Origin of the sequence: Streptomyces albiflavescens (assembly GCF_014645835.1) — a bacterium.
GTDB classification, from domain to species: Bacteria; Actinomycetota; Actinomycetes; order Streptomycetales; family Streptomycetaceae; genus Streptomyces; species Streptomyces albiflavescens.
Window position 1 is genome coordinate 242,375 of sequence record NZ_BMMM01000010.1, and the last position, 22,251, is coordinate 264,625.

The window sequence follows — 22,251 nt, forward strand, 5'->3', positions numbered from 1 at the left end:
TCGGCACCTTCGTGACTGAACCGTTCCGGGTTCGGTAGGGACTCGATCGTTTGAGAGGATCGAGTTATGGCACGTCCTTCCCAGTACCCGCTTGAGCTGCGCCGTCGTGCGGTGCGGATGGTCGCCGAGGTGCGACCGGAGTACGACACCGAGTGGGCCGCGATGAAAGCAGTCGCCCAGAAACTGGGCATCGGCACGACCGAGACCTTGCGCAAGTGGGTCCGGCAGGACCAGATCGACGCCGGCGCCCGTGCGGGTACGACGAGCGAGGAGTCGGCCGAGCTGAAGCGGCTGAAGAAGGAGAACGCCGAGCTGAAGCGGGCGAACGACATCCTGAAGGCTGCGGCGTCTTTCTTCGCGGCCGAGCTCGACCGGCCACACACACGCTCGTAGCGTTCATCGACGAGCACAAGGACCGCTTCGGCGGCGTCGAGCCGATCTGCCGGGTCCTCACCGACCACGACTGCAAGATCGCACCGTCCACCTACTACGCCCACCACAAACGCCAGGCCGCACCCGCAGCCCGCACCGTCCGCGACGCCGAGCTGAAGACCCTCATCACAGAGGCGTACGAGGCCAACTACCGTGTCTACGGCGCGCGGAAGATCTGGCGACACCTGAACAGGCACGACCACACCGTGGCCCGCTGCACCGTCGAACGCCTCATGCGCGAGCTCGGAATCACCGGCGCGGTCCGCGGCAAGCGGGTGATCACCACGATCCCCGACGCGAGCGCGGAACGGGCCCCGGATCTCGTGGACCGCGACTTCGTCGCCCCGGCGCCGAACCGCTGCTGGGTCGCCGACTTCACCCACGTCGCCACCTTCGCCGGCGTCGTCTACGTCGCCTTCGTCGTGGACACCTTCTCCCGCCGTATCGTCGGCTGGTCAGCGGCCACTTCGAAGGAGACAAGGCTCGTCCTGGACGCCCTGGAGATGGCCCTGTGGCAGCGCGACCGGGACCAACACCCCTACCAGCCAGGCGAGTTGATACATCATTCCGATGCCGGTTCGCAGTACACCTCGTTCGCGCTCGCCGAGCACCTCGACCGGGCAGGAATCGCCGCGTCGATCGGATCGGTCGGTGACGCGTACGACAACGCCCTGATGGAGTCCACGATCGGCCTGTTCAAGACCGAGCTGATCAAACCCCGCCACCCCTGGAAGACACTCTCCGAGGTCGAGCTGGCCACCGCAGAGTGGGTCGACTGGTACTGCCACCGCCGACTACACGGTGAGATCGGGCACATCCCACCCGTCGAATACGAGACCAATCACTACCACGCAACCACGAAACCCCAGGTCACAGTCACGACCTAGAGTCTCGATCAAACCCGGAACGGTTCATCGTTGCGGTAACGGTGTGATGCATCCTCCGCGACGTCGATGCTGTTCAGTGTGCGGATAGACAACAAGAACGCAAATGGAGGTGGCTGTTGAGTATCGAATCCCTGGAGGCCGCGCTGCCGGGGCTGGTGGCGCAGCGGCTCGAGGTTCCACGGCGCATCGACTGGCAGGTGCTCTTCGACGGGTTGCGGACTGGGCTGCCAGACGACTACATCGCTTTGGCGGAGTCCTACCCTCGGTTGGGGATCGGGCAGTTCCTCTCTGTGACGTCGCCGGCCCCAGGAGGCGAAGCGGAATTCGTCGAGGGGACGAGAGAGGATCTCGCCGGTGCCGAGGATATGGCACAGAAGGAAATGCTCGGTGGCTACCCTGCGTTCCCGGAATCGGGAGGGTTGCTGCCGTGGGGCGGCTCGATAGACGGGGACGAGTTCTACTGGCGTACAGAAGGGCAGCCCAACGAATGGACAGTCGTTGTGGCTGGGCGGAATGACGACTGGTTCCACTACGAGGGCAGCCTCTCGAGCTATCTCGCCTGGTTGTGCTCTGGGACGGCCGAACCGCATGGGCTCCCTCCGAACTTTCCGGGGCCCGAACCGGTGGTTTCCGTCGGATAAGAGTGCTCGAAATGCTCAGGGACCCTTGAGCGCAAGGGTCGACCCCTAGTGGGTGATGGCGTCGGCTCCTTACGCACAGTTGGACGGCGTGCGCCTGTCTCCAGACCCGGGCGCACCAGCTGCGCACCAGAACGCACGGTCAGCCACGGTCAACGGCGGTTCAGCGGGGGGCGGCAGCCATGGCAATCAAGGGGCCATCCTTGCAGGTCAGCCACCAAATCACCGTGCAAGTGCCGGTGATTCCCAAGCTCAGGTCCTCAGATCTCCGCTCAGGCCTTCAACTGCTGACTGTCGGTGGCGCCTCGTACTCTCCCTCCTCATGGGAAACTACTTCCAAACCATCGTCGACCTCCACGCCACGCCGGCCGACGCAACAGCACTGGCAGCCCGCGGCCTTGACTGGCTCGTCGCGGAAGGGATAGTCCGCGCCGAGCGCACCGACTGCGTTCTCGGCGCCCCGCTCGGACACCCACCGGGTCCGCTCTGGGCCAAGGCGGTCGAGCAAGTCGACTGGGAGCCGAGCGACGGACTCAAGGTCGAGACAGGTCGAACCGTCTTCCACGGCGGGCAGGGCGATGCCATGTACGCCGCCTGCCCTCACTGCGCCGCCCGCGTGGACCTGTATACCGATGAGTGGGACGCGATCGAGGACGCCTGGGATCCCTTCAACAAGGCCATCGGCACCTGGCGCGACTCGGGCCAAGCTGCCGTCACCTGTCCACGCTGTAGTCGAGCTGGTGACCTGACCGCGTGGACCTGGGACAACGACTACTACGCGTTCGGCTATCTGGGATTCGAGTTCTGGGACTGGCCCGAGTTCAGCCCCGGCTTCCTCGAACGCTTCGCACGCGTGCTGGGTGACCATCGCACGGTCCTGGTGGGAGGCAAGTTCTGAGGATCGGTGCTTCACGCGACCGCTCCAGGCCGCCAGTCGGCCGACCAGACCTCTTCCGTGCCCGTTGGGTACCTCGGGCCTCGGGCCCAGCCCGTCTCATTCAGCCCCGTTCACGATGGTTCGGACGCAACCCAGAGCCGAGACCACATTTGGTGGCGAGCCGCCCATGAACGCAGGTGAACGCCCCCGCACGCAGCCAACCGCCTCGCCAACACAGTTGGAAAGCGTGTTGGCACCGCTGCCCATCGGGGCTGAGGAGACGAGCCGACCTTGAACCGAGGATTCAGCGCGGCCCGCTCCGAGGAGTGGCCGACGCGCGCCATCGTGTCCTTGCGCGTGACACTCGGCTCTATCGCCTCCCCTGAGGAAGATGTATCCCAAGGCCCGGCGCGTCATCGGATGCGCCGGGCTTTGGGGGCCTCAGCTGGTGAAGGTGAAGTACTTCCAGGAGCCGTGCGTGGTCGAGTTCACGCTGTCGTTCGAGGAGTTGTTGATGTAGGACGACCGCACGCGCATCGTGTAGCCGGTCTGGTGCGTGCCGCCCAGCTGCACCACCGACTTGCCCGTGGAGTCGAGGTTGAAGTAGTTGTATCCCGCCGACCGCCAGGCTCCGCCGGAGTAGATCTGGAACTCCAGCTTCTGCGCGCGGCTGGGGTAGGCCGTCATCGTGGTCGTGAGAAGCGGATTGGTCGTCTTCCGGAAGTAGTACTTGGTGTACCCGTTGACCGTGGCCGTCTTGTAGTAGCGGCTCAGGCTCAGCGACACCTTGACCTTCGCGCCCACCCAGCTCGTGGCCGTCTTCGGGGCGGTCCGGGCGTCGCCGGAGAAGGACGCGCTCACCGTGGTGTCGCGCTTCAGGGTCAAGGTGACCGACAGGTTGCCCTCGCTGTTGACCGTGCTGGTCTTGACCAGGTACTTGCCCTTGCCGTCGCCCGCAGTGTCCGCGTAGAGCGAGAGCGTCCGGTTCTTGTACGTCGTGCCGAGGTGGGCGGTGAACGTCACGTTACTGGCGTAGTCGTAGACGGTGCCGTTCTTGTTCACTGTCAGGGTCGTCGAGTTCCGGGAGACCTCGACCGTGTCGGAGGCGGAGGCAGCCGTGCGATCGGCGCCGCCGGCATAGGAGACCTTGTACGTGACCTTGCCGCCCGCGGGCGGGGTGTCGGTGAAGGAGTAGGTCCCGTCCGCCTTCACCGTCGCGGCCGGGAGCGCCTTGCCGTTCGGAGACTCCAGGTCCGTCCGGGCAACCGCGACGGTGGTCCCCGCGGGCAGCCCGAGCGTGTTCGTGACCTTGCCGGAGACGGTCAGCGACTTGGCACGGTCGGCGGTCGCCGGGGCGTTCACCGTGACGGTGGTGACGGCCTTGCCGGGGTCGGTGACGACGCGCAGGCTGTACTTGCTGTTGAGGCTGTGTGTGACCGCGAAGAGCCGGCTGCTGTCGGGTGCGAAGGCGAGGTCGCCGTGGTCGAGCAGGGCCTCCTGGGCGACTCCGCCCTGTTCGTCGGTGAAGTTGGCGGTCCGCCTCGGGGTCGTGCTACCCGGCTTGTAGATGGACACATGGGGGAGGAAGGAGGCGTAGGTGTCGGTGCCCACCGCGACGAGGCCGTCCGGCGCGACATCCACCGACCGTTGTTCCCAGTAGCTGCTCGGATACCTGATGGTCTCCGACAGGTCCGAGGTCCGGAAGACCTGCTGGAAGTCGCCTGCCGTGGTGGCCACCACGAGCTCTGTGCCGTCCGGGGTGAGCGCCAGGTCCTCCGCGGTGTTGCCGATGGCGGCTTCCTGCCCGCCGAGGAACGCGGTCCGGCCGGCCGTGCCGGACGACACGTCATAGATGCCGAGGGTGAAGTAGTACTGGCGCGAGCCGGCCGCCAGGGTGTCGGGAGCGCCGGGTGCCGAGTCCAGCAGGGGAGCGTCCTTCCACGTCCCCTCGGCCTCCTGGGCGAGCGAAACCTGCGGCTGCCCGCCGGACAGGTCGAGAGAGCCGATGTTGCCGTGACCGACGCTGCCATAGCCGAACCAGAGTTTGCCGCCCGCGAGCGCCAGGTGCTGCGGATCTGTGCCGTCACCCGTCGCGTACCGCCCGGCCTCGGTGAGCGTCGCCGTGTCGATGGCCACGATCTCGTCAGTTCCCGGCACGGCGACGTAGACCGTTGCCGAGTCGGCGGAAAGCTCCAGGCCGTCAGCCTGCGGCAGCGAGGTGATCGTCCCGATGACGGTGCCGTTGTAGTCGGTGGCGACGACCTTGCCTCCCGACGGGTCACTGATGAGGACCCGCCGGTGAACGCCGTCCACGATGATGTCGCCGCTGGACGTGATGGGCAGCGCGGCGCTGCTGTCGGCGACGGCAGCGCCCGCCGCCGACCCGATCAGGGCGACAGAACCGAGAGTGACCGCGAGCGCTGTTACGGCCGAAATGCTGCGCACACGCACAGTGATGCAACCCCCACTAGGAAGACAGGATGCCCACAAGACCTCTGGAGCCCCTTCAGGGTTGTACGGCACACCCGCGCAAGTTTCCGCAGGTCCCACGGGATGCCGCCCAGGAGCCGGGCACCTTTTATGGCAGGTGTGCACTCGGATCGCTGCGATCGGGGTCGAGCGGGTCGTGGATCGCGGCCAGCCGTGGGTGTCCGAAGCACTCGTCAGACATGCGGCCGACGATGTCCAGGGACGGCACTCAACGGCTGCTGAATTACAGCAGCGCCCAGCAGTATGGCAGGAGAGTGCCTCGGGCCCCGACCGCAGTACAGCAGGGCTGTACAGCAACCACCACGACCGCAGCCGACCGTCAATGTTTCCAAACACCCACGTGATCTGCCGAGCAGACCTCAACGACCGTCCCGCCCATAGTTCGGGACGAAGAGGTCATCACTCATGTCTCGGCGTCGCGGCTGGCCCGGGGTACGCGATGCTTGGGGTATGGCCCCTGAAGCTAGCGCTGCCCGTCGATGAACACTCGCGTGAGTGCGGCGACCGATGGAATAACCAGAGTTTTCACGTGGGAGGAAGGCGCACGCATCGAGGTCCGCGACCTGGGTGGCGAGATCGTCATTGAGGCAAACGCTGCCGGGTTGAAGACTCTGGCCGGCCACCTCCTCACTCTCGCTCAGGACGGCACGCCGGACGGCGCTCACCTCCACCTGGAGGAGAACAACGGGCTCGAACAAGGCTCCGTAGGGCTGGTCTTGGAGAGGTGCGACGACGAATGACGCGTGCCAGACGCGTGCCAGATCGTGCGGGGAACCACGGGGAACAGCGGGGAACCAATCGACCGTCTACCGCGTGCTCGCGTCCCTCCGCCGCAGGTCAGGCCGGGAGCAAGCCCTAGATGCCCTTAGCTTCCCAAGCTGAGCTCCCGAGCTCTCGTGCCAGCCCACGCGTACCTGGCCTGTCCAATCAGCTGATGATCAAGCCGATGGCGCCGAAGATCAAGGTGAGCACGAAACAGAATCTGGCTGTTCAGTTTGCTGAACCGTCAGAGACCGGGGCATCAGCGTTTGATGCGGCCGCGCACGGCGAGGACGGGCCTGATCCGCAGCGCGGGTCGGGTCCCTGAGTGGTTCCGAGGGCCGTTTGGGAGCCGACTTCGGCTCCCAAACGGCTCCCATCAGCCCGCCACCAAGGCCGCTCGAGCACCCATCCGAGCGACACGCAGCCCGCCGCAGCGCCGAGGACTGCCTGGGCGACATCCTCCCCGAGCTGCTCGCGACCGCTCACTTCGTCGAGTCCGACCTCCGTGTGGCGGCCCGCTTCACTCGGTTCGCGACGTACAGACGCACGGTTTTCGGCCGCCGCCGGCACCGAATCGGTGCATCGGCCAATGAGTCGCGCCGTATCGACGGTTCGGCCCTCAACGGCCATGGCCTGCAGGTGATGGCTTCAACAGTCGTGCACGGAATGCGAGTTCGCGCGTACAGTTCACGCCAAGCACACAGGTCCAACACGACAGATCACCGCACTGACACCGGGGGGAATCAGTGATCCGAGTCCTGCTTGCGGAGGACATGCTCATGCTCCGCCGGGCCCTGGCCTCTCTGCTGGAGCTGGAGTCCGACATCGAGGTGGTGGCCGAGACCGGGAACGGCGACCAGGTCCTGCCGCTGGCACTGGAGCACCGGCCCGACGTGGCGGTGCTCGACATCGATATGCCGGGCATCGACGGCATCGAGGCCGCAGGGCTGCTCCACCAGAAACTCCCCTCCTGCCGGACCGCGATCCTGACCACGCTCGGCCGGCCGGGCAATCTGCGCCGCGCCCTGGAGGCCCACGCTTGTGGGTTCCTGCTGAAGGACACCGAGCCCGCCCGGCTCGCGGCGGCGATCCGGGAGGTGGCCGCCGGGGGCCGGGTGGTCGATCCGGAGCTGGCGCTCAGCGCCCTGCAAGCCGGGGAGAGTCCGCTCTCCGCCCGGGAGACCGAGGTGCTGCGGCTGGCCGCGCAGGGCGAAGAGGTGCCGGAGATCGCCCGTGCGCTGTTCCTGTCCGCGGGCACCGTGCGCAACTACCTGACCGCCGCGGTGACCCGGCTGGACGCCCGCAACCGGATGGACGCCGTGCGGATCGCTAGGGATTCCGGCTGGCTGTGACCGCGCCCTCGCCATCCTTCCCGGCGGCCTGCGCGGGCAGGACGACGGACAGCTCGAACCAGCCGTCGGGACGCTCACCGGAGTCGAGCCGGCCGCCGAGGGCCGTGGCCCGCGCCGCCAGACTGCTCAGCCCGTTCCCGCCGGACGCAGCGACGCCCGGCACCTCGGCGAAGTGCGCGCTTCTCGCGTCCGTGATGCCGTCCCTCAGCCCATCGTTGACGATCACCAGGCGCACGGAGCCGTCGGCGGCGGCGGCCTCGATCACACAGTTCTGGGCCTTGCTGTGGCGCAGCATGTTGGTGACGCCCTCGCGCAGCACCGTCGCCAGCACCGCGTCCACCGCCGGCGACACCTCACCCGCCGCCACCCGCACCGCGGCATGGATGCCGACGGCGCGCAACAGCGAGGCGGCAGCCGGGAGTTCATGGTCGAGGCTCATCCGCAAATAGCTGCTTGCCACCGAGCGCACCTCGGAGGATGCCTGCCGGGCCGCCTGCACGATCTCGGTGATCTCGCTCTCGGCGCGCTCCGGGTCGACCCGCACCAGACGGTGGGCGAGTTCGCACTTGAGGGTGATGGTGGAAAGACTGAAGCCGAGCAGGTCGTGCAGGTCGCGGGCGAAGCGCACCCGCTCCTGCGCGAGGGTCACCCGCACCAGTTCGTCACGGGCGGCCTGCACTTCGGCGATGAGCCCGGTCAGCCGGCTCAGCCCGTACACCACGACGCCGGTGAGGACGGTCGCCACCGCGTTGTACGGCAGCTGGTCCGCGCCGTAGCCCACCAGGAACTGCGCGGCGCCCGTCGCCACGACGACCAGCGCGAAGGCGGCCCAGGCGAGCGCCGGGCGCAGCACCAACAGACAGGAGGAGCAGAGGAATCCGGGCATGCCCAGCCAGGCCGCGCCGAAGAACGTGAACGGGGCGAAGGTGAGTGCTGCCTGGACAGCCAGAGTCACCCGCCGATGCCGCGCCCACCTCGGCGCCCGTGCCGGGAACGAGTGACAGAACTGCAGGCCGAGCAGCATCAGCATCAGAACGCCGAACGCCGTCAGCTTCAGCGCGCCGAAGCCGCCCTTCACCGCGTAGGTGAGCGCCACGCCGAAGAAGCAGAGAATGACGACGGTGGTGATGGCGGACGCCATCCTGGGGGCCAGTTCGACGTTGCTGACCGGTCTGTGCCGCATCGGGCCGGCCGAGACCAACGGACGGAACCATCGCACTGAAACCCCCCACTCGAATGCGATTTCGGGCGGGGTACAGCATAGGTCCGTCAGGCCGTCATCGTCCCAGTTCCGGGGCCGGTAAGGCCGACACCACGAACTCCCCCACCCCTGGCTCGGCCCGCCAGTCGAGGCCGAAGGCGCGGGCCGTCGTCTCGGTGTCGCCGAACGCCAGCGCGCAGGGCCCGAGTCCCATCGCCGTCGCCACCAGGTACAACGTCTGCTGGAGCGCTCCCACTTCCTTGAGAAGGGCCGAGTAGGCCGTGCCGCGGTAGAAACCGGCCGTACGGTGGTAGCGGGCCGTCATGCTGATCAGTACCGACGGCTCCTGGCTCATCCCCGCGTTCGCGGCGGCCTCGCCGAGCAGGCCGTCCACCAGCTCCGGCGCCGTGTCCAGCGGGGCGAGCAGATGGCCGTGCGGGTCGTAGTGGTACACCCCGCGCTTGAGGCCGCCGCCGGCGACGGTGAGGTACAGCTCCAGCGGATAGCGCGCGCCGAGGCTCGGATACGGTCGCCCGCCCGCCGGACGCTCGGCGGCGGACCGGTGCAGCAGCTCCCCCAACTGGTCGAGGGTCAGCGGCATTCCGTTGTCCACCCGCTCGGAGCGCCGGGCGGCCAGGACCTCGCTCAGGCCGGGTTCGCGCGCGCCCGCGCGGGCGCGGTCGGGCACCGGCAGGGCAATGACCGTGTCGCCGTCGACGGGGTCGCCGTACCCGCCGTCGCCGTCGGTGTCGTCGTCCAACTCGCTGGCCTTGCCCACTGGTTCGTCGTGCGCGCCCGGTCTGCTGCGCTGGTGCACGAGCAGCTCCCGCGGCGACCAGGGCTCCAGGGCGATGTCGTGATCCTCGGCGAAGGCGAAGGCGAAGGAGACGGAGGAGGATCCGTCCGCGCCACCGGAGGCCGCCTGCGGGACTCTCGGTACCAGCATCCCGGCGGCCTCCAGGTAGCCGACCACCAGAGCCGTCTCCTCCACCGGCAGCCCGAGCATGCGAGCCGCCTCGCGTACCGTCGTGGGCCAGGCGTAGCAGCCGACCAGCCAGCCGGCCTGCGGGGTGTGCAGGAGCACCCGGTGGGCGGCGAGCGGCGACTCCGCCACCCATCCCTCGGCTCCGGCCCGCAGGGTGACGAACTTCGACAGTCGGTGCACGGCGTCCACGTCGGGGCGGCCGGGGGTGAACCGGGCTCGCCGGGCGATGGGCACCACGGTCAGATGGTGGGTGCCCTCCGCCAGTGCGAGGGTGCGCACCACGACGTGCTGGAGTCGTCCGAGGGCGGCGTCCAGGGCGCCGTACTGGGGGCGTTCCTCAGCCGGTCCGGTGCCCTCGGTGAAGCCGGGCAGCACGTTGTCGAGCGAGACCGGACCGTACGTCATACGCTCCAGCGCCCGGCCGACCGCGGGGGTGCCCGCGTCGAGGCGGATCTCCCCCCAGGGGGTGCTGACGACGCCGGCGCCCGGATCGTCCGGTACGAGCCGGAATCCGCAGTCCTCACGCAGCGACCACAGCGGCTTCAGGGACGGGGCGGCGGAATTCATGGCGAGACCTCGGGGGCGGCGGTGTCGGGGGGTACGACGATGTCGGGCGGTGTCACAGGAAGAGCGGGACCGGGTTGAGGTCCTCGTAGCGGATCGGGGTGGACCGGCGGCCCAGGCGCACCGGGACGTCGTACAAGCGGCCGGGGGCGAAGCGGGCCCAGAAGGGGCGCAGCCCGGGCACCACCACCTTGACCACCGGCAGGCCGATGTCCAGCCGGGTCTGGTCGAGGACCAGCAGGTCGCTGCCGATTCCGCGGGCGAGGTCGGCGGCCGCCGCCACGTCGTCGGCCAGGTCGGCGCGCGGAACGTACCCGAAGTCCTCGGGGCTGCGGGCCGGTTCGGCCGGCCCGGGCAGCAGGTACGGCTGGTTGGCGGTGGTGGCGGTCCGCCACCAGGTCAGGACGGCGGGGTCGTCGCAGCTGTACCCGGTGCCGTCGGGTCGGGCCTGGGCGACCGGCGGGAGCATCTGGTTGAGCTCCGCCACCGCCCGGCGCAGCGCGATCCGGGGGTCGAAGTGGGCGCCGAAGCCGAGGGTGATGTCCTCGGCCGGTTTGTCGGTGCGGGCGGACAGGGCGGCGAAGACCGGGATGTCGAGGTCGCTGGTGAGGTCGAGGACCCACAGCCGCCGGGCGAGGCCCCGGTGTTCGTCGCGCACCCGCCGGACCCAGGGGTCGTCGAAGGCGTCGAGGTCCACGCCGGGCTGGCGGGTGCGGTTGTACCACCACAGGGCGACGGCGTCGCGTTCGACGAGTTCCAGGAAGCCCTGGACGACGGCGTCCTCGCGGCAGCTGCCTGCCGCCGAGCCGTTGGAGGTCGCTGCGAACGGGACCCTGTTGCCGGGCGCGTTGTAGTAGAGCATCGCGGTGGGCACCAGGCGGTGCCGGTTTCCGGTCAGGGACCACATCGGCGTCCAGTCGACCGGCGCGTCCTCGTCGAAGGGGTCGCAGACGCGGTGCGCCGGGCCGTGCTCGGCGTTCCAGCGGTCGCGGTCGGCGTACTGGCGGGGGTGGAAGAGCTGGACCGTGTCCGGGTGCACGGCTCGGTCGGCGATGTCCCGGTAGGCGGCCCGCACGGTCGGCTCGTCGCCCTGGAAGTAGCCGCTGTGCCGCTCGACGGCCTCGCACAGGGCGCTCACTCTCGCCTGGGTCTCGGTGGTGCCCTTGCCCGAGCTGTGGCTGCGCAGTCCGCTGCGCACCTGGGCGAGTCCGGTGGGCGCTGCGGCCGGGTTGTGCCCGGAGTGGAAGCAGTTGAGGAAGCCGGGGCCGCGCCGGTCGCGGCGGATCTCCTTGACCACTCCGGTCAGGTCGTCGACGAGATGCCCGTACCGCCGGAGCATCTCCTCCGCCGGCAGCGACCGCTCGCCGGTGCCGGTGCCGGTCTTGGGGCGGCGGGTGATGGAGAACGGCGCCCGGACCTGGCTCGCCATCAGCTCGGGGTCGCCGCAGCAGGAGCACTGCGGGCGGCGCCGTACCGGATGGTGACTGCTCGTCAGGTCGAGGGGGTTCAGCTCCCACAGCGCGGACTGGCCGGGGTGGCGCTGCCCGGCCAGCCACTTGACGGCCTCCAGGCAGGCCAGGTGCAGACCGGCCGCGCGGCCGGCGGCGAGTGCCGAGGGCGGGGTGCGGACCGGGCGGCCGAGGGCCCGGCCGAGGAACGCCTCGGCGGGGCGGTTGCGGCGCAGCGGCTCGGCCAGGCAGTGCCAGCAGGGGCCGTCGTCCGGGCGGAACACCGGGCCGATCCAGGGCCGCCCGCCCATCAGCCGGACGAGCAGCCAGGGCGTGCCGGCGGACCGGTACGCGGCGTCCATGTCCGCGAGTTCGGCGTCGAGGTAGCTGTCGCAGAGGACGACGGCGAGGCTCGGGGGTTCGGTGTCCTCGCCGGGGCGGTGCGGGCGCAGGCCGTTGTCGGTGAGCGCGGCGGTCATCTCGGCGACGGCCTGCCGGGCGTGGGTGCCGGTGGAGGCGACGGCGACCGTGGCGACCGCGGTGCTGCGGGCGGCGGCGGGCCCGTCCATGCCCGCCAGTTCCCAGAACGCCTCGTCGGGGGAGGCAGCGGCGTTCGGCGGCCGGTGGGTGAGCAGCCCCGAGTCGAGGAGCCTGCCGACGACCTGCCGCACCTGCGCCGGGAACAGCCCGGCGGGCGCCTCGTCGGCCAGCTGGTCCAGTGTCCGGCTGCCGTCGAGGAGCGGGGCGAGCTCGGTGACTCCGGCGCCGCGCAGCACGGTCACGCCGCGGTCGGACACCAGGAACACCCCTTCCCCCGGCACCACTTCGGCCGTCAGGTGGTGCTTGAAGGCCAGTCCCGGTTCCGCGCTCTGCCGCTTCGTCACTGCCGTTCCCCCGTTCCCCCTGCGATCGGCTGCGGTCCGTTCGACTGCTGAACGCGTCACTCGGCGAGCGCGCTCTCCGACCAGCAGATGCAGGTGCCCGGCTGGAACGGCTCGGCGGCCGACGCGGCGAGGTCCTCGATGACCAGGCCGTCCATGGCCGGGGCGTCGGTGGCGGGGCAGGCGGTGGTGGCGACGGTGAGATTCATGTCGGGCCTTCCTCGAAGGTGGTGTCGAGTGGTGCTGGTGGTTCGGGTGGTGCCCGGTGGCGCTGGGTGGTGCCGCGTTCGATGAGGAAGAGTCTTCCGGGACGCGGGCGGGGCCGACAGTGCCAGCGTCACCGGCTCGACATGACGCTCTCATGATCATCCAGGGCAGCTCTCACACTCCTTCCGCGCGGCCCGGGGCAGCCGGGTCCTCCGGGGCGTCGGCCATGCCTGCCGTGAGGGTGCTGCCGTCGTCCGGGTCGATGAGCAGGAACGAACCGGTGCGGCGCAGCTCGGCATAGCCGTCGAGGGCGACCGGCTCGGCGGTGCGCACCACGATCCGCCCGATGTCGTTGGCGTCGAGCGTCCACGGCCCCGGACGCTCGGTGAGGTCCCGCAGGTCGAGCCGGGAGCCGATCTCCTCGACCCGCGCCCGCACGGTGCGCGTGGTGTGCTTCAGCAGCACCCGCTGGCCGGCACGCAGCGGGCGTTCGGCCAGATGACAGACGGTGGCGTGGATCAGCCGGGTGGTGCGGGGCGGGGCGGCGGCGGGGGCCACCAGATCGCCGCGGGCGATGTCGATGTCGTCGGCCAGGCGCACCGTCACCGACTGCGGCGCCCAGGCCGCCGGGACCGTGCCCGCCGGGGTGTCGATGGCCTCGACGACGCTGCTGCGGCCGGACGGCAGGACGGTCACCGGGTCGCCGACCCGCAGCAGCCCGGAGACGAGCTGACCGGCGTAGCCGCGGTAGTCGCGGTGTCCGGCGGTCTGCGGCCGGATCACGTACTGCACGGGCAGGCGGACCGGTTCGGTGCGTGGGTCAACGCCGATGGGCACCGTCTCCAGGTGCTCCAGGACGGTCGGGCCGCCGTACCAGTCCATCCGGTCCGAGGGCCGTACGACGTTGTCGCCGTCCAGCGCCGAGACCGGGACAGCGGTCACGCGGACGACGCCGAGGGTGCTGGCACAGCCGGCGAACTCGGCGACGATGTCCGCGAAGACCTGCTCCGAACAGCCCACCATGTCCATCTTGTTGACGACCAGCGTCACCCGGGGGATGCGCAGCAGCGCGGACACGGCGAGATGGCGGCGGGTCTGCTCCACGACGCCGTGCCGGGCGTCCACCAGGACCAGGGCAAGGTCGGCGGTGGAGGCGCCGGTGACCATGTTGCGGGTGTACTGCACATGGCCCGGGGTGTCGGCGAGGATGAACCGGCGTCGGGGCGTGGCGAAGTAGCGGTACGCCACGTCGATGGTGATGCCCTGCTCGCGTTCGGCGCGTAGGCCGTCGGTGAGGAGGGCGAGGTCGGGGGTGTCCTGGCCGCGTGAGCGGGAGGCGTGCTCGACGGCCTCCATCTGGTCGGCGAGGACCGACTTGGAGTCGTGCAGCAGACGGCCGACGAGCGTGGACTTGCCGTCGTCGACGGAGCCGGCGGTGGCGAACCGCAGGGTGTCGATGGCCGGGGCTCGGTGGATGGCCGGGGCTGAGTCGATGGTCATGGCTAGAAGTACCCCTCGCGCTTGCGGTCTTCCATGGCGGCCTCGGAGAGCTTGTCGTCGGCGCGGGTGGCGCCCCGCTCGGTGAGGCGGGCGGCGGCGATCTCGGCGATGACCTGGTCCAGGGTCACCGCGTCGGAGTCCACGGCGCCGGTGCAGGACATGTCGCCGACGGTGCGGTAGCGGACGAGGCGCTTCTCGACGGTCTCGCCGTCCTTCGGCCCGCCCCACTCACCCGCGGTCAGCCACATGCCGCCCCGCCAGAACACCTCACGCTCGTGCGCGAAGTAGATGTCCGGCAACTCGATGCCCTCACGGGCGATGTACTGCCAGACGTCCAGCTCGGTCCAGTTGGACAGCGGGAACACGCGGACGTGCTCGCCGGGCGCGTGCCGCCCGTTGTAGAGGTTCCAGAGCTCGGGGCGCTGCCTGCGCGGGTCCCACTGGGAGAACTCGTCGCGCAGCGAGAACACCCGTTCCTTCGCGCGGGCCTTCTCCTCGTCCCGGCGGCCACCGCCGAACACGGCGTCGAAGCGCTCGGCCTGGATCTTCTCCGTGAGGGGCACGGTCTGAAGGGGGTTGCGGGTGCCGTCGGGCCGCTCGCGCAGCACGCCTCGGTCGATGTAGTCCTGCACGGACGCGATGTGCAGACGCAGGTTGTGCCGGGCGACCGTACGGTCCCGGTGGTCGATGACCTCGGGGAAGTTGTGCCCGGTGTCGACGTGCAACAGGGAGAACGGGACGGTCGCCGGCGCGAACGCCTTCAGCGCCAGGTGCAGCATGACGATGGAGTCCTTGCCGCCGGAGAAGAGGATCAGCGGGTTCTCGAACTCGCCCGCCACCTCCCGGAAGATGTGGATGGCCTCCGACTCGACGGCGTCGAGATGGGACAGGGTGTACGGGTTCGCGGTGGGCGCGGGTGCCGGTGCGGTGGTCAGGGCGGTCATGCCAGCCCCCGCTCGGTGAGCAGGGCGAGCAGCACCGCCACGGACCGGTCCACGGACTCGGTGTGCGAGTCGATCCGCAGATCGGGGGCTGACGGCTCCTCGTACGGGTCGTCCACGCCGGTCAGCCCGTTGATCTCGCCCGCGGCGCGGCGCGCGTACAGGCCCTTGACGTCGCGTACGGAGCACACCTCGACCGGGGCGGCGACATGGATCTCCAGGAACGCGGTACGGCTCTCCCGGTGCAGGTCGCGCACCAGTGCGCGGGAGTCGGCGTACGGGGCGATGACCGGGACCAGGGTGAGGACGCCGTTGCGGGCGAGGACCTGGGCGACGCGGCCGACGCGCTCGACGTTGCGATGCCGGTCCTCGCGGGAGTAGCCGAGGTCGCCGGTGAGTGTACGGCGCAGTTCGTCGCCGTCGAGCACCTCCACGCGGCGGCCGTCACGTCGTAGGACCTCGGCGGCGGTGCGGGCGACGGTGGTCTTGCCGGAGCTCGGCAGCCCGGTCAGCCACACGGTCGCGCCGGGGTAGCAGGTGCAGTAAGGAGCAGGTGTGGAAAGGGAGGTGAGGTCGGGGCCCGGTCGGGTGGTCTGCAGGGTGGTCACAGCGTGCTCCATTCTCGGACGGCGGCGGTCAGCAGGCGCCGGGCCTGCCGGAACTCGGCCGCGGGCAAGTGCTCGGCGGGGGTGTGGTCCAGGCTCGCGTCACCGGGGCCGTAGGCGACCATGGGGACGCCGTGCCAGGTGGTGGCAAGCGTGTTCATGTCGCTGCTGCCCTTCTTCATCAGGTAGCGGGGCCTCAACTCCTCGGTGTGGAAGGCCCGTTGGAACGCCTTGACGAGCGGGCTGGTGCGCGGTGTGGCCACGCCCGGGGTGGCACGCAGCACCTCGATGCGAACGGGCTCCGCCACGGCGGCGCGCAGCGCGTCGACGATCGTCTCCACGGCGTGGCCCGGAGGCAGCCGTATGTCGACGACGGCTTCGCCGTCCTGGACGTCGCCCTCGTTGAGGGCGCGGACGCCCAGGGTGGCGGTGAGGGCGTTGGGGGCAACCTCAGCGACCGCCGTGCGCACGGCGGTGAGGGACTCGACGAGGCGGTCACCGGCCGTGCGGACGCCCTCGCCGGCGGTGTGGCCGACGCTCTCGCGGGTGTGCAGGCGGACCTTGATCAGGCCGTAGTAGCCGAGGGTGAGGGCGGACGCGCCGCTGGGCTCGCCGACGATCACCGCGTCGGCGGGGTAGGTGTCGCGGACGTGGAAGGCGCCGGCCCCGGTGATCTCCTCCTCGACGGCGCCGATCACCCGTAGCTCGACGCCCTCGGGAGGGTCGTAGTCGGCGAGGGTCTGCAGGAAGGTCACCAGGCTGCCCTTGGCGTCGACCGAACCGCGGCCGGAGAGCACCTCACCGTCCCAGCGGACGGGCCATCGGTAGGGCACGGTGTCCAAGTGGCCGAGCATCATCAGGCGCCGGTCTCCCGCGCCCTTGGTGGCGACCAGGTTGCCGACGGCGTCGATCTCCGACTTCAGGCCGTGGTCGGCGCACCACTCGGCGAGGAAGACGGCGAGTTCGCGTTCGTCGCGGGAGACGGAGGACAGTTGCACTGCCCGGGAGAGCAAGGTGAGGTCGGCGGCCGGCGCGGTGGTACCCCAGAAGCGGGTGGCGCCCATCGCGGACAGCGTGTGCGGGCCGGTGATCGCCGTGTCGGAGGCACCGCCGATGGCGATCTCGGCGGCGCGCACCTTCTGCCGCATACGGCCCTTCGCGTACCTGCCGCCCTCGCCCTCGGTGAGGTGGCGCAGGGTGCTGGTCGGGTCGGCGGGGTCGGAGAGCAGGCCGGCGGTGCCCGTCACCAGGCGCAGATGGTCGGCGTTCAGGGCGCGGGCCAGGGTGGCGGCGAGGACGTCGGCATCCACGTTGAGCGGTATACCGCCGTCGGTGTCGGCGACCGGCGGGGAGAGGCAGACCACGTCGAAGGCGTCGAGCAGAGCGGTGATGCGGGGCGCGTCGACGGAGGTGACGGTTCCGGCGCGGTGGTCGCGGACGACGCGGATACGGCCGTTGTCCCGCACCCGCATCGGTCCGTTGGCCTTTGCCGTCACCAGGGAGCCGCCGCGGGCCACCGACGCGAAGACCGACAGGCCACGCCGGGTCAGCTCCTCCTCCACCAGGGGGAGGGTCACCTCCTCGTACGCGGCGACGATGTGCCGCATCTCCTCGGGTGGGCAGTAGCGGATCTCGTCGCCGCCGCGGGAGACGAGGGTGCGGATCTCACGTCCGGTGCGGCGGTAGTGCTCGGCGATACCGGCGGCTCCCCCGGCGACGACGAGCAGGCGCGCGCCGCGCCCACGCAGGGCGAGCAGTTCGTCGAAGACACGGCTGTGGGCCAGGGTGGCGCTGCCCAGCTTGACCACATAGAGCGCCGGCCGCCGCGCGCTGGCGACTTCGCCCAGGGGTGGGGTTGTTCCCGGGAGCATGTGCGTACTCCTTCGACTGTGGGGCGGGTTTGGTGGGCGACGGGTCGTCGGCAGTGGGCCGGGGCGGGCCGGGATGCGTGCGCCCGTCGGGTGACGAGGCGTCGGCCCAGGGCGGGCGACACTCCCATCGGGTGATCGGACGCCGGCCGGGTGGCAGGACGTCGGCCGAGGGCCAGGGACACGCCCGTCGGGTGAGGGGAGCGGCGGCCGAGGGCCGGCGGCGCACCGCCCGGAGGCGGGGCGCCGGTCCGAAGACCGGGCGCGAGCCGGAAGGCCGGACGTCAGCTCGGGTGGCCGGGTTCACACGATGGCGCGGGTGTTGCCGCCGTCTGCCAGCAGGACCGTGCCCGTGACGAAGGCGGCCTGTTCGCTGGCGAGGAAGGCGACCAGGGCGCCGAGGTCCTCCGCGCGGCCGATGCGGCCGACGGGCAGGGAGGCGGCGACCTCGGCGAGGCGTTCCTCGACCTCGTCGCCGTACTGAACGTCGAGGATCGGGGTGCGGTGGAAACCGGGCGCCAGCACGTTGACCGTGACCCCGGATGCGCCGAACGCGTCGACGAGGCCCTTGGCGAAGCCGAGGACGCCGAGCCGGGCCACCGAGGACAGTCCGCTGCCCGGGTGGGGCCGGCGCACCGACTCGGAAGTGATCATCACGATCCGCCCCCAGCCGGCCTGCCGCAGATGAGGTGCGGCGGCCAGCGACAGCGAGACGTGCGGCAGCAGGTTGTCGTTGACGGCCTCGCGGTACTCGGCGACCTCGAAGTTCTCGACGGGGCCGAAGGGAACGCCTCCGGAGTTCGTCACTACGACATGCAGCGCGCCGAACGCCTCGGCGGCCTCCCTCACCCATCCGGCGGCGGTCTGCTCGTCACGCAGGTCCACCGACCGGCTCAGCACCCGGCCGGGACCGCACGCGTCCACCTCCTTGTGGGCCGCGGCGAGCCGCTCGGGATCGCGGCCGCAAATCGACACGTCGGCGCCCTCCGCCGCGAGCACCTTGGCGACCGCGAGCCCGATACCGCTGCTGGAGGCCGCCACGAGCGCGGCTTTGCCGGCGAGTCCGAGGTTCACCAGAACTCACCCGGCCAGAGGGGGGCGACGAAGCCTTGCCGGGCCGCCGTCTGTGAACTCGCCTTCGGGGACGGGGTGTCGGCCGTACCGGGGTGTGCGGTGCCGTTGGCCGGAGTGGGCGGTGTGCCGGACCGGCGGGACGGTGCCACCGGGTAGCCGTACCGGCCGAGCAGCGGCAGCGCCGGGACCGTGGCCGCCGTGATGTCGGCCGGGGACAGGGCGGTGCGCCAGCGCTCGTCGGGGCGGATCTGCGTAACTCCGCGCCGCAGCCGGTCCGGATTGCCGGTGACCGTGTGGTTGACGCCGAGCGGGACCCGGCCGGACTCGTCGACCGGGGCCTCGTCGTCCAGGCCGGCGAAGCGCAGCACCTCGGCCACCGTCTGCCGGGGCCGGGCGCACAGGTCCTCGTGCCGGACGCGCAGGTAGCGGTCGCCCGCCGCCGTGCCGACGAGCTCGGAGGCGAGGTTGAACGCCGTCCAGTAACCGCTGGAGCGGGCCGGGGACATCGGGTCGATGTACTCCTTCGCGCTGCGGTACGACAGTGCGGTGGCCCTCGGGTCCCGCACGATGTGCAGCACCCGTACGTCGAGGTCGGACCGGCCCAGCAGGGCAGCGGCCTCCGCCGGGCACTTGGAGCCGTCCACCACCAGCCGGTCGGCGCCGCGGGCGGCGATCCGACGGTAGACGGCGGCCGACTGGTCGAGCAGCTCGGCGACCCCGGGAGCGGCGGGCCGCGTGCCGCGCGCCTCGGCGAGCCGGTCCCGGGTGTGCCGGGTGCGCATCAGCGCGCTCTGGAGGCCCAGCATGCGGTGCGCGGTGGCCTCGGTGCCCCCGATGGGCAGGGCGGCCAGCGCCTCCGACCACAGCGGGCACTCGGTCAGCGGCCGGCCGCAGCCGCAGCTGGAGTTGGTCCCGGTGCCGAGGACGCCGTTCTTCCACAGGAAGTGCAGCTCACCGATGTGCCGGACGCCGGGCAGCTCGTTGAGGACGTTGCCGAGCAGGGTGCTGCCGCTGCGCATCCACCCGGTGATGTAGAGGACACGGACAGGGGGGCGAGGAGGGCCGGACATGGGGTTCCCTTCGTCGGCTGACGCAGGTCGGGGGCGGGTCAGTCGCGGGTCAGCAGCAGGAAGTGCTGGGGCAGGTGGACGGCGAGACCGACGCGGCTGGTCGCCTCGACGACGTCGGAGCTGTCCGGGCCCTGGCCGCGCAGCAGCGCCAGCGAGGCGACGCCGGGCACCAGCAGGGTCACGGCGGCCCGGAAGTCGCCGAGCAGGACCTGGCCGCGCGGGATCATGCGGGTGCGGGAGACAGTGATGCCCGCCGCCCCCAGCCGGCCGAGGACGCCGGCGCGGACCAGCTCCCAGTAGGTGAAGGGGTGGACGACGATGCCGTCGCAGGAGCCGCCGGTCTCCTCCACCTCGGCGGCCGCCTCCGTGATCGACGCGTACACGTCGTCGCCGAGGGCGCCGTGGCGCATGCCGGGCAGGTCGAGCAGACCAGTGATGGCCTTGTCGTCGCTGCCGTGCAGCAGGGTCTGGTTCTCCACCACGGACAGCCGGACCAGGACGCGGTAGTCGATGAAGGACGCGAGCAGCGCCGGCTCGTCGAGGAGCCCGGCGGGCAGCGGCACCCGCACCTTCAGGTCGGTGAGCTCGGCGTGCTGCAGACGGGAGGTGAAGGAACCCTCCGGGGTCGTGCGGTACGACGTGCCGGAGGCGCCCAGGTGCGTGGCCGGCTCGTGCACGAACGGCACCGGGGCGTCGGCGACCGACGCCGTCTTCAGCAGGTGCCGTACGGCATAGCGGGGCCGGGTCGCGAACAGCGGGAACACGGCCGGGAGATGGGCGCGAAACGGTATGACGCGATCCTCGTCGGCCGCGGCCCCGCGCACCGACCAGGCGAATTCCTCGCCCGGGCTGCGCTCGTCGAGGGACGGGTCGGCGAGGTTTATCCGGACGCCCTGCTGTACTGCCGAGGAGGCGGGTGCTGCCAGCATTTTTTTCTCCCTGAGTAGCTACCTGAGTGGCCCTGGACGTGCCGCTTGAACGGCTCTTGAGTGGGATCGATGCTAGGCCGCCGCCTGACATTTTGGCGGAGTAATTCCACGCCCGCTTTTTATGGTCTGAATAAGGCGCTGTGATTCCCGTTCGGGACGACTGAACACACCGGACATGAAGATCTCACACACATCCGGTGAGCTGTGCCGTGGCCGCCGCGAACCTGCTCCTCCTAGGCTGCTGCCAGCTCCAGGAATTCCAACCGACGACGGGGTGAGAGAATGCGTCACGACCTTCAGATAAATCGCCTGAGGGCATTGGTGGCCGTGGTCGAGCACGGCGGATTCCGGCGGGCCGCGGAGGCCCTGCACATCACCCAGCCCGCGGTCAGCCAGCAGATCCGCCAGCTCAGCGGCCTCATCAAGAGCCCGGTCTTCGCCGCCACGGGGCGGGAGATGCAGCTCAGCCCGCAGGGCGAGGAGCTGCTGGAGTACGCCCGCCGAATGGTGGCGCTGAACGACGAGGCGGTCGCCCGGTTCGTGCCCGAGGCCGGCCAGGTGCTGCTGTCGGTCGGCGTGACCAGCCAGCTCGCCGAGGTCCTGCCGGAGTTCCTGCGCCGGGTCAACCGAGGGCTGCCCCAGGTGCAGCTGCGGGTCCGGACGGGGGTGAGCGAGGTGCTGGCGCAGCAGCTCGGCTCCGGTCAGCTCGACGCGGCGCTGCTGTTGCAGGCCGCCCCGCCGGACCCGGGCACGGACGCCCTGGAGCTGGGCAGGATGCGCATGGGCTGGTTCGGCCGGCCCGCCACCCGCGAGCGGGACCCGCTTCCGCTGGCGCTGTTCCCCGCCCCCTGCACCCTGCGCGGACTGGTCGGCGAGGTCCTGGACGACGCAGGCGTCCCCTGGCGCGTCGCCTACGAGGGGCCCGAGCTGATCGGCCTGCGTTCGGCCGCCAAGGCCGGCCTCGGCATGACCTGCCTGATCGCCAACGGCGACGAGCTGTGGGGCCTGGCCCGCACCGCGCATGCGGGGCTTCCGCAGCCGCCGGCCCCGCTGCCGGTGACCCTGGCGCTGGCCCCCGGCGCCGCCCCGGAGGGCTTCGTCCGGATCGCGGAGAAGGCGTTCCGGCAGGCGCTCCAGGGATATCCGCTTGAGTCCGCGGGCCCCGCGGACACCCTCATTCCCACGGGCATGAGCAGCCACGCATAAGCAGCCGCGTTCACTCCCATTCGAGCCGGTCATGAAACCCGGCCGAACGGCGGAAAACCCAGGGATACAGTCCTTTTGGTTCCTTGCTCCACCAGATTCCATCACGTGAGGGGAATTCCCATGTCCCAGACCCTGACGATCACCGAATGCCTCGAGTGCGACGCGGCGGTGCCCTGGGAGAACGACGCCCGGGTCGGCGAAATCCTCGAGTGCCCGGAGTGCCGTACGGAATTGGAGGTCGAATCCGTCGAGCCGCCGCGCCTCATCCTCGCGCCCGAGGTCGAGGAGGACTGGGGCGAGTAAGCAGCCCCGGATCCGACACAGAGGCCAGAGG

20 protein-coding genes and 1 pseudogene are annotated in these 22,251 nt (G+C 70.5%); 8 read left to right on the forward strand and 13 right to left on the reverse strand.

Translation table 11 applies throughout. The annotated features are described in order from the left end of the window. Positions 1-66: 66 nt before the first annotated feature. The 3 genes from IEY95_RS26700 (at position 67) to IEY95_RS26710 (ending at position 2,855) form a co-directional block, all read left to right on the forward strand. A protein-coding gene (locus IEY95_RS26700; protein ID WP_229703395.1) for an IS3 family transposase occupies positions 67-1,319 on the forward strand; the annotation gives its coding sequence in 2 pieces (ribosomal slippage) (positions 67-349 and positions 349-1,319; 1,254 coding nt in all). Between the two features lie 116 nt (positions 1,320-1,435). Beyond that, positions 1,436-1,960, forward strand: a complete 525-nt coding sequence (locus tag IEY95_RS26705) for an SMI1/KNR4 family protein (RefSeq protein WP_189188668.1) — start codon at positions 1,436-1,438, stop codon at positions 1,958-1,960. A gap of 319 nt (positions 1,961-2,279) precedes the next feature. Further along, positions 2,280-2,855, forward strand: a complete 576-nt coding sequence (locus IEY95_RS26710) for a hypothetical protein (protein ID WP_189188669.1) — start codon at positions 2,280-2,282, stop codon at positions 2,853-2,855. 420 nt (positions 2,856-3,275) lie between these two features. On the opposite strand, the gene IEY95_RS26715 is transcribed toward IEY95_RS26710, so the two are convergent. Both IEY95_RS26715 and IEY95_RS49240 read right to left on the reverse strand, forming a co-directional pair. Then, positions 3,276-5,279: a YncE family protein gene (locus IEY95_RS26715; RefSeq protein ID WP_308429342.1), complete on the reverse strand. Its 2,004-nt coding sequence runs from the start codon at positions 5,277-5,279 to the stop codon at positions 3,276-3,278. A 139-nt stretch (positions 5,280-5,418) separates the two neighbouring features. After that, a pseudogene (locus tag IEY95_RS49240) lies at positions 5,419-5,505 on the reverse strand (SAM-dependent methyltransferase); the annotation flags it as partial. Between the two features lie 310 nt (positions 5,506-5,815). Between IEY95_RS49240 and IEY95_RS26720 the strand changes: the two are divergent. The 3 genes from IEY95_RS26720 to IEY95_RS26730 all read left to right on the forward strand — a co-directional run bounded on the left by IEY95_RS26720 (position 5,816) and on the right by IEY95_RS26730 (position 7,438). Continuing rightward, entirely contained in the window at positions 5,816-6,064 is a 249-nt protein-coding gene (locus tag IEY95_RS26720; RefSeq protein WP_229703396.1) for an Imm32 family immunity protein, read from the forward strand. A 194-nt stretch (positions 6,065-6,258) separates the two neighbouring features. Further along, the gene (locus IEY95_RS26725; RefSeq protein ID WP_189188672.1) at positions 6,259-6,411 is read left to right on the forward strand and encodes a hypothetical protein; all 153 of its coding nucleotides are present in this window, start codon (positions 6,259-6,261) and stop codon (positions 6,409-6,411) included. A 421-nt stretch (positions 6,412-6,832) separates the two neighbouring features. After that, on the forward strand, positions 6,833-7,438 hold the full coding sequence (locus IEY95_RS26730; protein ID WP_189188673.1) for a response regulator transcription factor: 606 nt from the start codon (positions 6,833-6,835) through the stop codon (positions 7,436-7,438). Here the strand turns inward: IEY95_RS26730 and IEY95_RS26735 are convergent. From IEY95_RS26735 to IEY95_RS26785, 11 genes are all read right to left on the reverse strand, one after another. Continuing rightward, on the reverse strand, positions 7,416-8,621 hold the full coding sequence (locus IEY95_RS26735) for a sensor histidine kinase (RefSeq protein WP_189188674.1): 1,206 nt from the start codon (positions 8,619-8,621) through the stop codon (positions 7,416-7,418). The two genes, IEY95_RS26730 and IEY95_RS26735, sit on opposite strands and share 23 nt — an antisense overlap. A gap of 94 nt (positions 8,622-8,715) precedes the next feature. Then, complete coding sequence (locus IEY95_RS26740; protein WP_189188675.1) at positions 8,716-10,191, reverse strand: SagB family peptide dehydrogenase; 1,476 nt, start codon at positions 10,189-10,191, stop codon at positions 8,716-8,718. A gap of 52 nt (positions 10,192-10,243) precedes the next feature. Continuing rightward, positions 10,244-12,520 carry a TOMM precursor leader peptide-binding protein gene (locus IEY95_RS26745; RefSeq protein WP_189188676.1) on the reverse strand — a complete coding sequence of 759 codons (2,277 nt, stop codon included), beginning with the start codon at positions 12,518-12,520 and terminating at the stop codon, positions 10,244-10,246. A 56-nt stretch (positions 12,521-12,576) separates the two neighbouring features. After that, positions 12,577-12,726, reverse strand: coding sequence for a hypothetical protein (locus IEY95_RS26750; RefSeq protein ID WP_189188677.1), 150 nt, complete (start codon positions 12,724-12,726; stop codon positions 12,577-12,579). 172 nt (positions 12,727-12,898) lie between these two features. Then, the gene (locus IEY95_RS26755) at positions 12,899-14,224 is read right to left on the reverse strand and encodes a sulfate adenylyltransferase subunit 1 (RefSeq protein ID WP_189188678.1); all 1,326 of its coding nucleotides are present in this window, start codon (positions 14,222-14,224) and stop codon (positions 12,899-12,901) included. A gap of 2 nt (positions 14,225-14,226) precedes the next feature. Further along, positions 14,227-15,168: a sulfate adenylyltransferase subunit CysD gene (gene cysD, locus IEY95_RS26760; RefSeq protein WP_189188679.1), complete on the reverse strand. Its 942-nt coding sequence runs from the start codon at positions 15,166-15,168 to the stop codon at positions 14,227-14,229. Beyond that, the gene (cysC, locus tag IEY95_RS26765; RefSeq protein ID WP_189188680.1) at positions 15,165-15,785 is read right to left on the reverse strand and encodes an adenylyl-sulfate kinase; all 621 of its coding nucleotides are present in this window, start codon (positions 15,783-15,785) and stop codon (positions 15,165-15,167) included. The genes cysD and cysC overlap by 4 nt, the downstream gene beginning before the upstream one ends. Continuing rightward, a complete protein-coding gene (locus tag IEY95_RS26770) occupies positions 15,770-17,641 on the reverse strand; it encodes a M20/M25/M40 family metallo-hydrolase (protein WP_189188681.1) in 1,872 nt (623 codons plus the stop codon). Before IEY95_RS26770 ends, cysC begins: the two co-directional genes overlap by 16 nt. Positions 17,642-17,941: 300 nt before the next feature. Next, entirely contained in the window at positions 17,942-18,712 is a 771-nt protein-coding gene (locus tag IEY95_RS26775; protein WP_189188682.1) for an SDR family NAD(P)-dependent oxidoreductase, read from the reverse strand. Continuing rightward, positions 18,709-19,782 (reverse strand): sulfotransferase, encoded by a 1,074-nt coding sequence (locus tag IEY95_RS26780; RefSeq protein WP_189188683.1) that lies wholly within the window; start codon positions 19,780-19,782, stop codon positions 18,709-18,711. Before IEY95_RS26780 ends, IEY95_RS26775 begins: the two co-directional genes overlap by 4 nt. Before the next feature lie 38 nt (positions 19,783-19,820). Then, positions 19,821-20,711: a family 3 encapsulin nanocompartment shell protein gene (locus IEY95_RS26785; RefSeq protein WP_189188684.1), complete on the reverse strand. Its 891-nt coding sequence runs from the start codon at positions 20,709-20,711 to the stop codon at positions 19,821-19,823. Between the two features lie 282 nt (positions 20,712-20,993). Here IEY95_RS26785 and IEY95_RS26790 point away from each other — a divergent pair, with 282 nt between their 5' ends. Continuing rightward, on the forward strand, positions 20,994-21,917 hold the full coding sequence (locus IEY95_RS26790; RefSeq protein ID WP_189188685.1) for a LysR substrate-binding domain-containing protein: 924 nt from the start codon (positions 20,994-20,996) through the stop codon (positions 21,915-21,917). Positions 21,918-22,037: 120 nt separating this feature from the next. After that, positions 22,038-22,220 (forward strand): lysine biosynthesis protein LysW, encoded by a 183-nt coding sequence (locus IEY95_RS26795; protein ID WP_229703398.1) that lies wholly within the window; start codon positions 22,038-22,040, stop codon positions 22,218-22,220. The last annotated feature ends 31 nt before the right edge of the window (positions 22,221-22,251 follow it).

Bases quoted from the DNA above. Each gene is read 5' to 3' on its own strand.
- IEY95_RS26710 (WP_189188669.1), top strand. From the start codon at position 2,280: ATGGGAAACTACTTCCAAACCATCGTCGACCTCCACGCCACGCCGGCC.
- IEY95_RS26725 (WP_189188672.1), top strand. From the start codon at position 6,259: ATGATCAAGCCGATGGCGCCGAAGATCAAGGTGAGCACGAAACAGAAT.
- IEY95_RS26735 (WP_189188674.1), bottom strand. From the start codon at position 8,621: ATGCGGCACAGACCGGTCAGCAACGTCGAACTGGCCCCCAGGATGGCG.
- IEY95_RS26740 (WP_189188675.1), bottom strand. From the start codon at position 10,191: ATGAATTCCGCCGCCCCGTCCCTGAAGCCGCTGTGGTCGCTGCGTGAG.
- IEY95_RS26750 (WP_189188677.1), bottom strand. From the start codon at position 12,726: ATGAATCTCACCGTCGCCACCACCGCCTGCCCCGCCACCGACGCCCCG.
- IEY95_RS26755 (WP_189188678.1), bottom strand. From the start codon at position 14,224: ATGACCATCGACTCAGCCCCGGCCATCCACCGAGCCCCGGCCATCGAC.
- cysD (WP_189188679.1), bottom strand. From the start codon at position 15,168: ATGACCGCCCTGACCACCGCACCGGCACCCGCGCCCACCGCGAACCCG.
- cysC (WP_189188680.1), bottom strand. From the start codon at position 15,785: ATGGAGCACGCTGTGACCACCCTGCAGACCACCCGACCGGGCCCCGAC.
- IEY95_RS26770 (WP_189188681.1), bottom strand. From the start codon at position 17,641: ATGCTCCCGGGAACAACCCCACCCCTGGGCGAAGTCGCCAGCGCGCGG.
- IEY95_RS26780 (WP_189188683.1), bottom strand. From the start codon at position 19,782: ATGTCCGGCCCTCCTCGCCCCCCTGTCCGTGTCCTCTACATCACCGGG.
- IEY95_RS26785 (WP_189188684.1), bottom strand. From the start codon at position 20,711: ATGCTGGCAGCACCCGCCTCCTCGGCAGTACAGCAGGGCGTCCGGATA.
- IEY95_RS26790 (WP_189188685.1), top strand. From the start codon at position 20,994: ATGCGTCACGACCTTCAGATAAATCGCCTGAGGGCATTGGTGGCCGTG.
- IEY95_RS26795 (WP_229703398.1), top strand. From the start codon at position 22,038: ATGTCCCAGACCCTGACGATCACCGAATGCCTCGAGTGCGACGCGGCG.